Source organism: Paenibacillus luteus (genome assembly GCF_006542765.1).
Classification (GTDB): Bacteria; Bacillota; Bacilli; order Paenibacillales; family Paenibacillaceae; genus Pristimantibacillus; species Pristimantibacillus luteus.
Genome location: NZ_SKCD01000058.1, coordinates 1 through 8,698 on the forward strand (window position 1 = coordinate 1; position 8,698 = coordinate 8,698).

Sequence of the window (8,698 nt, forward strand, 5' to 3'; positions counted from 1 at the left end):
TAATAAAATCAAACACTTCCGACGTGTGGCTACTCGTTACGACAAGTTAGCCAAGTCATTTTTGTCGTTTGTATATGTAGCTGCCATCTTCAAATTGTCTCAGTAATGAGTTTTCAGACACGTCCTAATGTAATTTCTTTAAGTTGGACGGAATGCCTTTTTGTTTTTCAAGATAGCATGGACCGTGAACAGGTAGCTCAGCAACCTTTTACGGAGATTGGCGTCTGGTAATATATGAATTTTTTAGGAGGTTGAACAGATTGGTGAAAAAATGGATGCTTATTTCTTGCTTGCTGCTTATAATGCTTCCTCTCCTGACATCTGCTCCCAATGTGCTGGCAGCACAAAAATTTTACGATGGCACCAGTAGTGCTGAGCAACAGAAAGCGTTGATTTCCGTCAACAAACTTCGCCTGAAAATGGGATTGTCCGAGGTTAAGCTTGATCCTGCTCTCGTTAAAGCGGCTGTTAATCATGCCCGCTATGCAAATGCTCATTATACGTTAAAGTCTCAGGGGAATCTCTCCGCCGAAGAAAAGGGCTTTGAGTATTATACGCAGCCTACGTCCGAGAAAAGGGTGTCTGCGGCTGGGTACAAGGGGACGAATCAGGAAATTCTAGAGACGGTATATATGAAGGAAAGGGCTTACGAGGAATTCGATATGGCATCAGAAATTCACGAGCTGTCCTTGGTTCATAATCGCAGGGAAGTATTTCTGAATCCGGAGGTGTCCGCGCTTGGCATAGCGAGAGTAGGAAGGTCCACAGTGATTGTGGGAGTATTAAAAGTAGAAAACGATAAAACGACTCCGTCAGTCGCAAGTGTTTATCCCTACGACGGGATGAATGAGGTGTTTGCTGGTTACATTGAACCGGAAGATATAGATAAACTGATTCAGGGAGAAGGAATGACCATTACAGTCTTTTGCAATAAGCGGGATGTATCCAGTATAAAGGCGTCGTTAAGCACACAATCTGGCAGCAGACATATCAGCATTCCGCTTAGCGTGAAGAAGCTTGACTCGGGCAACGGCTATGTGCTGACGGCTCAGAGACAGTTGAGGAGCGATCGGACATACACGGCCGATGTGTCTTTTGAAACCGGTGGTGCATCACTAACCAAGCAATGGTCATTCCGGACTTGGCGATCCATCAACCAGTTGAACATTGACGATATGCCACTAAATTTTGCACCGCCACTGAACGTCGTGAATGGCAGATCAGAAGTGCCAATGCGCTACCTGTTTGAACTTTTTGGAGCCAAAGTTGAATGGAACAATACAGACCGGACCATAACTGCCATAAAAAACGGATTAACTTTAAAAATGAAAATCGACAGCCACACTGCGTACATAAACGGTAAGGCAGTCCAACTGGATAGTCCGCCACATATCATTAATGTCACCTATGTACCGCTCCGCTTTATTTCTGAAGCATTTGGTTATGAGGTGGAATATGATCCTAACGATCGATCGGTGAACATTTGGACAGGGCTTCTAGACAATTCACTGACCGTTTTCGATAATCAAGAGGGCTAAAAAGGCGATATTTCCTTTCTCAATTTGTATATACTTGTTGCAACATTTTTTGGCACTTTGTATTTCGCTGACCGCAGTCTATTTCATTCATACTGGTATTTCCAACTATGATTTTAATGAGATATTCTCCGTGTTGTTTCTTCAAACCGGGAGCTTAACGTCTAGTCTACTGTACTTGACGCAACTCAAGCGATCATTGGACGTATGGAAGGAGTTAGGGATGGAGAATGACCAGAAGACGATGCCCGCCAGCCAACGGTCTATTCACCGACTATAATGTCCAGAGAATAAAATAGTATTAAAGAAAAATAAAGTATTAGACCGGGAAAATAAAGTTTTAGACTGGCGGCAGTTGGAGAAAGCTTTAATAATGTTACAATATTAAAAAGGTAAATTTGGGGGGCACGCAACTGCAATAAGACTTATAACGAAATTATGTTTTTGATATATCCCATCAAGGTAGGAGTTGGATAAAATGAATGAAAATAAAGGTACAGAAATAATACGTTCTTCAAAAACAGAAAACATTCTACCTCAGATCAATAGTAAAACTAAGCTAGGCGACTTACGAGAAATCGCAAAGGACATTAAAAAAGATCACGAACTAGCTATGGAACTTTGGTCAACCGAAGAGTTTTTGCCAAGATTATTAGCAATCTTAATTATGGATAAAAAACTTCTTTCACAAGAAGTGCTAAATAAGCTTGATCAGGATATGAAGCCTCACACTTTTGATGAGCGAAATAACTTAATGGATTGGTTAATGGCTAATCAGCTCACCAAAGACAAGAAGACCATTGCATTGATGGAGTCATGGGAAAATAGCCCTTCTGCTCTTCAAAGGCGAGCTTTCTGGTATTATCAAGCGCGATTGAGATGGACTGGACAAACACCGCCTGATAACACCGCAGAATTACTATCTACATTAGAAGCTAATATTACGCAGGAAGAACCGGAAGTTCAATGGGCTATGAATTTCACTGCAGGCTGGATAGGCGTTTATGATGAAAAGTATCGCGCACGTTGTATTAGACTTGGTGAGAAAACGGCTCTTTACAAAGATGAAATAGTAGCAAAAGGATGTACTCCCAGCTATTTACCGGAGTTCATTACGATTGAAGTTAACAAACTTGATGTTCAACAATAGGGTAACGCTAGTTCAATGAAAATAGCTAACGGATAACGATAGCTTCAAAAATGATCTTGCCAGAACAATTCAATAGGTATGGCTCAGAGACTGAGCAATGGACGCCAGTCAGAAAAGGAGGAGGTTATTTTAATGGTATTTTTTCTTTTCAGCGCAGTATACCTTGTGCCATTATTTAGTTTTCTATTTGTAATTACCTTGCTGAAAGCGATTGGAAAAATAGTAAATAAAAGACGTTACGGGACAGAGATGTTTTGGAGTGCTGCCTTTTTTTCCTTGGTTATGTGGTCAATTAGTGTTTCATCATCGTTGAACTAACGGGCAAAATAGTTATAACTAAAGTCTCCCCCAAAATTAGGAATTACATTTGATATAATCATCTAAGCAGCTGGATTAACGGCTTCTGTCCTCTCAATAGATGGGTCTATGCCACGCTGTATGGTAGCGAGCATATCCAGGATAATACGAGCTACCTCATCGACAAGAGTACTCGAAACAAAACTCTCGCCATGTGGAGTAAGCAAACGGAGAAAACGGAGGAATAAATGAATATTGAACTTGAAAAGCTGCTTTACGTTTTAAACCAACGCTTCAAGACGGATATCATCTCTGCCGACTGCCAAACGATGCCGTTACAGGGCGGAACTGTGGGAAAAGTGTACCTGATAACGGGGATCGCCGAAAGCGTGGATGGCAACAAATTGCCGTACCGTATAGTGCTGAAAATCCAGAATAAATGGGAGCGTTACGATGATCCGGGCTCATGGCGTCGGGAATATGATCTCTATTCGTCTGACTTGGGATCGACGTTCTCGCAATCCCTCCGCTGGCCGATATGTTATCACGCTGAGCTCAATGCCGAAGAAAATGAATACCAGCTGTGGCTAGAATATATCGATGGCGTAACCGGTTTAGACTTGACTGGCGACATGTATGAAAAGGCCGCACTGGAGTTAGGGCGCTTCCAAGGCAAGTTGTATGCGGAGCAACCTGCTGTGCTGCAGAACCTGACTAATCTGAGCCATGCAGATCTCATGAAGAATACGTACCTGCATTATCGGTCATGGCCGGTCGTCTACGATTATATACGCTCGGAGGATTGCGGTTTCCCGTTGCACGTGCGGCAAATGCTCATCGACATCGATGAGCAAGCAGACGAGATATTCGCTCGTATCGAAAAATTGCCCCTCGTGCTATGCCACCGAGACTTCTGGGTAACCAACCTGATCTATGCTGAAGGGAGTATCGCGCTCATCGACTGGGATACCAGCGGATGGGGCTACCTGGGCGAGGATCTCGCAAGCCTTATCGCAGATGAACCGGATATCGATCACATGGTCGAATACTACCAGCGATGCGTTCCTGCGTATTACAAAGGCTTTTCGGAGTATACACCTCTAACCCGAATTGCCGATCATTGTGTCTATGAAATAATTCTTCTCGTATTCGGGTACAGGCTGGTAGAGGGGTATCTCCACACAGAGGCTGATGGCGAGAAGACGAAGCATGTCCATACTCTCCAAAAAATCTATGAAATGAAGACAAACCCTGGATGGTCACATCTGGTTACATAGCCTGAACTAAGGGAGACTATAGCTTCATATCACCAGAACGAGGTGCCGACATAAATCGTCAGCCTCGTTATGCTAACTGGCAGGTTAACGAAAACATTTGAAAAATAGAAAAGATGATGTATGCAAATTTTTTCAAAATATATCGTTCTTATTATTGACGAATAAAGGAGGAATTTTTTGATTAAAAACCTAGTATGGATTATCCCCTTTTTTGGGCTATATGCTATTTATAAAGGATTTGTTGTTTTATTAACAGAAGCTAGAGGGGAATCAATATATGAGCTTGGAATACTCATCCCAGCCACTATACCTTCACTCATAATTTACGGTTTTATCTTTGTTCTTGCAGGTTTAGCATTAGTTTGTATTCCCTTTTTATTTAGAAAAATTAAATTTTAAAAATCTCTGTATTCAACTAACTTTGGGATTATCGATCATTCCAATAAAATACTTTTTCTCTCCATGCGACGCCAGCTGCTTTGGTTTCGAAAAGACGTCGCCAGTTTTAACGTGGTCTGCCGACCATGGCGCACAAGCAGACCGGCGCATCGGAAAACCTCTCGTCTAAACCGCTGGATCGTATACGATTGTCGGATAGGGTTACAGCAGTGATGCTTGAAACGATCAAACAGATTGTAGGCAAGCAGCTTCAAAAGCAGGTCGATTTCATTGGCAGCAAGGGACTGCGTCGGAATGCGGTGAATGGAAAATCCGTTTTTGCCCTCTTTGATGTAGTTCTCCATGCAACAGCGCTGGTTGTAGAATCGCCACACATCGATGGATTCCCAAGCTTCCGTTGTGACCATGGCTTCGTACTGCCAGAGAAAGTCGAGTTCAAACATAGACTGATCTCCATCAAAACGCTGCATCTTACGGATGACAGCGACACGGCGAGTCTTTTTCCAAGTCGTCGCTTGATAGCACAGGACGAGTCCTTCGATAACCCACTCGTCATCGACAAAGCGTGTCCAATGCTCACAAGCTTGCACCTGCTGCAGAAGACGTTCTGTCCATTTCATTTTGCCGACATATCCGATTTGTTGTGCCTCCCAAAAGGCGTAGAAATCTTCTCCGCCAAAGCCCTTGTCAAAACTCGCATAACAGACCTTGCGGTCACCAAGCACATCCAACGTTTGCTCCACAAAAGAAAGAACATCGGTGGAACTGCTCGTGTTACCTGGTCGGAGCGAGGCACCCAGGAGCATTCGCGACTGTCCTTCATACACGAGCAAGGGGTGGTAGCTTTTGCGTCCGCGCTTTTGACTGTTGAAGCCAACCTCCGCGCCCTGCTGGTTGCCGTACACCGTTTCTACGGTGGAGTCCAGATCGAGAATGAGTGAATCAGGCAACCGAGGTGCGATCATCTCCACATTCAGCTTTCGGAGTGCGGGGGCCAGTTCGTCGTGAGCCGCCCCGAGACGAAGCAACTCCTTGTTTAGCAGGGTGTGATGAGGCAACCGTCCGCCAAGCGCATGTTTCACCAACGCATCCTCTTGTAGCGAATCGAAGTGAAAGAGACGTTCACAGCCCAGGAGCCAACCGATGATGAGATACTGAAAAATACGATGGGTAGGATAGATGGCGTTCGCTGCTTTGGCTAGTCCTAGAGTCTGGAGGGCTTGATTCAAATGGATGGCTTCAAGGAATCCCAGGATCACCTTGCTTCCTGCAAAATTCGTGGCATTTCTCACAGAAAATTCCGTTTTTAAAGATTTGATTTTTGTGGTAGAATTCACCTTAAAGGTGCTCCTCTCTTTTGGGTGATGTGTTCTCGACAAACACTATTCTACCAAAAGATTAGGGCACTTTTTTATTTTCTTATGAGGTGATACTTTCGTAATTTAGGTTTATCGTAGAAACGGGCGGTTATCCTCCACGGTAGGATATGTTAAAATATGGTCATTATTATGCAGTGTAGCAACCATAATATTTTCAAAGGGGAGAATGAGGTATGGTTAATTATCTTTTTAAACAATTACGATTTGTTCGAGGTAATACAATAAAACTGGTTGACGGGATTAGCGAGGAAGAGACACGCACTGTACCAAGAGGTTTTAACAACAATATTCTGTGGAATCTGGGGCACATTCTTCTTGTTCATGAGAAGTTTTCTTTTGCGTTAACGAATGAGAAGATGGATTTGCCTAAGCATATTGCAGAATTGTTTGCTCCTGGGACTAAGCCGGAAAGCTGGGGAACGCAAGTACCTAGCTTGGATGAAATTGCTGTTTTACTATCTAAGCAAATCGATCGGATTAAGCAAATCTTGGAGCACAGGCTAGAAGACAATCTCGAGAAGCCATTTGTTACTTCGGCTGGTCTTGAACTATTGACCGTTAAGGAGTGTCTTAGTTTTTGTTTGTATCACGAAGGCATGCATTTTGCAACGATTAAAGCCATTAAACAGCAAATGTAGGATCATGAGACTCCGATCAATATAATAAGTTTCGCTAGAGCACGTCAAAATCGCTCAACCATGGAACAAAGGACATTCAACTAACGGGTAACGATAGTACCACGACTTGACGGCAACCTGCACACGATCGGATTGCCGTTACTCGTTATATAAACAGGCAGGATTGTAAAGCAGATTAGAAAATAATTTTACTATATAGTTTGCAAATAAGGTGTGATAAGGCGTGGAAATAAGTAAAGAGCTTTTAACTGGGATCCTGTCGGTCTGTTAGCTGGGGGTGCTCCACAGAACGAGTATGATATTGAGATCAATGTGATTATACAAAAGTGTATAGCATGTACAAATGAAATAGAATTAGCAAAGCTAATTTACGAAGTATTCAATGATATGATTGGTGTTAAACTAGACCATCTAAGTTGTTTAATACACGCATTTAAATTTACTGATCACATTAACAAAGATTCAACTAACGGGTAACGATAGTTCAATAAACTTGCAGCAACAACGGGGTCCTACTCTAATATCAGGTGGAAGGAGATAGACAATGAAAGCAGTTGAAGTATTGAAAAGTAATTATGAAGGTACAGAAAATAGTTTTATTTACTTTTTACACGAGCAAAATAATTTCAACCAAGAGGCCTTTTGGGATTACTTTAACTGCATAGTGGACATCACCGACGAAACTTCAAATCAAAATAATTTGAATAGAGATTTATCCCAAATGGTTAGTAAAACTTATACTTTTATAATGAGAAGCCTCCTTTGGCATTTCCATCCGAAAGATTTATATATGGTTGAAAATATTCCTGAGAAAAATTTGCACCTTTACATTGAGAGGTTAGAATTTGCATATTTAGGCTACTTCACTGGAAAGGTTTTCAAAGAAGAGTTGTACGATGAGGATTTAATTAATCCAAAATACAAAAAGTGATTGAGCTAACGGAGAACTATAGCTTAACAAACACGAGGACGTAGTTGCTGGCAATGAACTGCAGCCTCATTGAAATAACTTGCAGATTAGTGAAACTACAAGGAGAATGACTATGTATCCTTTAAGTGAAGACTTTCAATATCACGATAGTTATTTTGTTATAGGGAACCCGTGGTTCCCCATAATTATTGTTGTTTTTCTTATTATGGCTGGTGTAATTATTTATAAGATCTTAAGAAACAAACGATAACTAACCTCTACGTCTGTTCAACTAACGGGCAGGATAGTTGAGTAAACGTATGGAAATACATTAAGTAAATTTGTCCGCAAGGGAATGAGTAAATGATGAACTTAACTTACAAAAACATCGTTCAAGAGATGCTAAAAATAAATCCCAAGTTGCAACCGTTTTACGAAAAAGAGCTTGAGGGTTTATGGAAAGAAGAAGGTGAGATACCTCCGCATGTAGCTTTTGGCAATATATTGAATCCATTTTTAATTAACCAGCTTCAAAAACAACAATTAACAATAGAGGATGAGCAATTACTCGTAAGAATCTTTATTTTTCTTGAGAATATGGCATTAAGTAGCGACGTTGAAATCAGGAATGTAGTTTGCGCAACCGTGATGGCTCGAATAGGTGACGATATAAATGTTCTTAAAAATGCCTTAAAGTATGTAGGGAATGAAACAAGAAGATTGTCTAGGGAAGTTGAGACGTTATATGGAAGAGAAGTTAATCTAAATATCTTGCAGTAGTTTGATGTCATTGAACTATCTGGGAACGATAGTTCGATGATGACACGACGTGAGCTGGCCAGATCGACCAGTTGACGTCTTTGCTATGTAGAGCGGAACTAAAATCTCTATAACTAGGCATCTTCCAAATATTCGAAACATTATCCCACTTGGTTCCGTTACTTAAACTGTAAGTAATATGAGAACACATCGACTGGAGGACTTTCTATTAACCTGAATTACGAAAGCCCATAGGAACAAGGACTTGAAAAAAACAAATATGTAATAGCATCCATTTATGGATAGTGAATCTGCGAAGTCCATAGCGAATGATTAAATATGCCTACAACTTCC

The 8,698-nt window shown here is 41.5% G+C and carries 8 protein-coding genes; 7 read left to right on the forward strand and 1 reads right to left on the reverse strand.

Translation table 11 applies throughout. The features are described from left to right. Positions 1 to 263: 263 nt before the first annotated feature. The 4 genes from E0496_RS30100 to E0496_RS30115 all read left to right on the forward strand — a co-directional run bounded on the left by E0496_RS30100 (position 264) and on the right by E0496_RS30115 (position 4,658). Entirely contained in the window at positions 264 to 1,538 is a 1,275-nt protein-coding gene (locus E0496_RS30100) for a stalk domain-containing protein (protein ID WP_241675040.1), read from the forward strand. Between the two features lie 475 nt (positions 1,539 to 2,013). Then, positions 2,014 to 2,685, forward strand: coding sequence for a DNA alkylation repair protein (locus E0496_RS30105; protein WP_141505664.1), 672 nt, complete (start codon positions 2,014 to 2,016; stop codon positions 2,683 to 2,685). A 545-nt stretch (positions 2,686 to 3,230) separates the two neighbouring features. Further along, the gene (locus tag E0496_RS30110; protein ID WP_141505666.1) at positions 3,231 to 4,259 is read left to right on the forward strand and encodes an aminoglycoside phosphotransferase family protein; all 1,029 of its coding nucleotides are present in this window, start codon (positions 3,231 to 3,233) and stop codon (positions 4,257 to 4,259) included. A gap of 177 nt (positions 4,260 to 4,436) precedes the next feature. Further along, positions 4,437 to 4,658, forward strand: coding sequence for a hypothetical protein (locus E0496_RS30115; protein WP_141505668.1), 222 nt, complete (start codon positions 4,437 to 4,439; stop codon positions 4,656 to 4,658). A gap of 35 nt (positions 4,659 to 4,693) precedes the next feature. On the opposite strand, the gene E0496_RS30120 is transcribed toward E0496_RS30115, so the two are convergent. Continuing rightward, a complete protein-coding gene (locus tag E0496_RS30120) occupies positions 4,694 to 5,995 on the reverse strand; it encodes an IS1380 family transposase (RefSeq protein WP_141505670.1) in 1,302 nt (433 codons plus the stop codon). 215 nt (positions 5,996 to 6,210) lie between these two features. Between E0496_RS30120 and E0496_RS30125 the strand changes: the two genes are divergently transcribed. The 3 genes from E0496_RS30125 (at position 6,211) to E0496_RS30135 (ending at position 8,365) form a co-directional block, all read left to right on the forward strand. Beyond that, entirely contained in the window at positions 6,211 to 6,675 is a 465-nt protein-coding gene (locus tag E0496_RS30125; RefSeq protein ID WP_139997398.1) for a DinB family protein, read from the forward strand. A 544-nt stretch (positions 6,676 to 7,219) separates the two neighbouring features. Next, positions 7,220 to 7,606 (forward strand): Imm41 family immunity protein, encoded by a 387-nt coding sequence (locus E0496_RS30130; RefSeq protein WP_141505671.1) that lies wholly within the window; start codon positions 7,220 to 7,222, stop codon positions 7,604 to 7,606. Between the two features lie 342 nt (positions 7,607 to 7,948). Further along, positions 7,949 to 8,365 (forward strand): DUF7674 family protein, encoded by a 417-nt coding sequence (locus E0496_RS30135; protein ID WP_141505673.1) that lies wholly within the window; start codon positions 7,949 to 7,951, stop codon positions 8,363 to 8,365. The last annotated feature ends 333 nt before the right edge of the window (positions 8,366 to 8,698 follow it).

Bases quoted from the DNA above. Each gene is read 5' to 3' on its own strand.
- E0496_RS30105 (WP_141505664.1), top strand. From the start codon at position 2,014: ATGAATGAAAATAAAGGTACAGAAATAATACGTTCTTCAAAAACAGAA.
- E0496_RS30110 (WP_141505666.1), top strand. From the start codon at position 3,231: ATGAATATTGAACTTGAAAAGCTGCTTTACGTTTTAAACCAACGCTTC.
- E0496_RS30125 (WP_139997398.1), top strand. From the start codon at position 6,211: ATGGTTAATTATCTTTTTAAACAATTACGATTTGTTCGAGGTAATACA.
- E0496_RS30130 (WP_141505671.1), top strand. From the start codon at position 7,220: ATGAAAGCAGTTGAAGTATTGAAAAGTAATTATGAAGGTACAGAAAAT.
- E0496_RS30135 (WP_141505673.1), top strand. From the start codon at position 7,949: ATGATGAACTTAACTTACAAAAACATCGTTCAAGAGATGCTAAAAATA.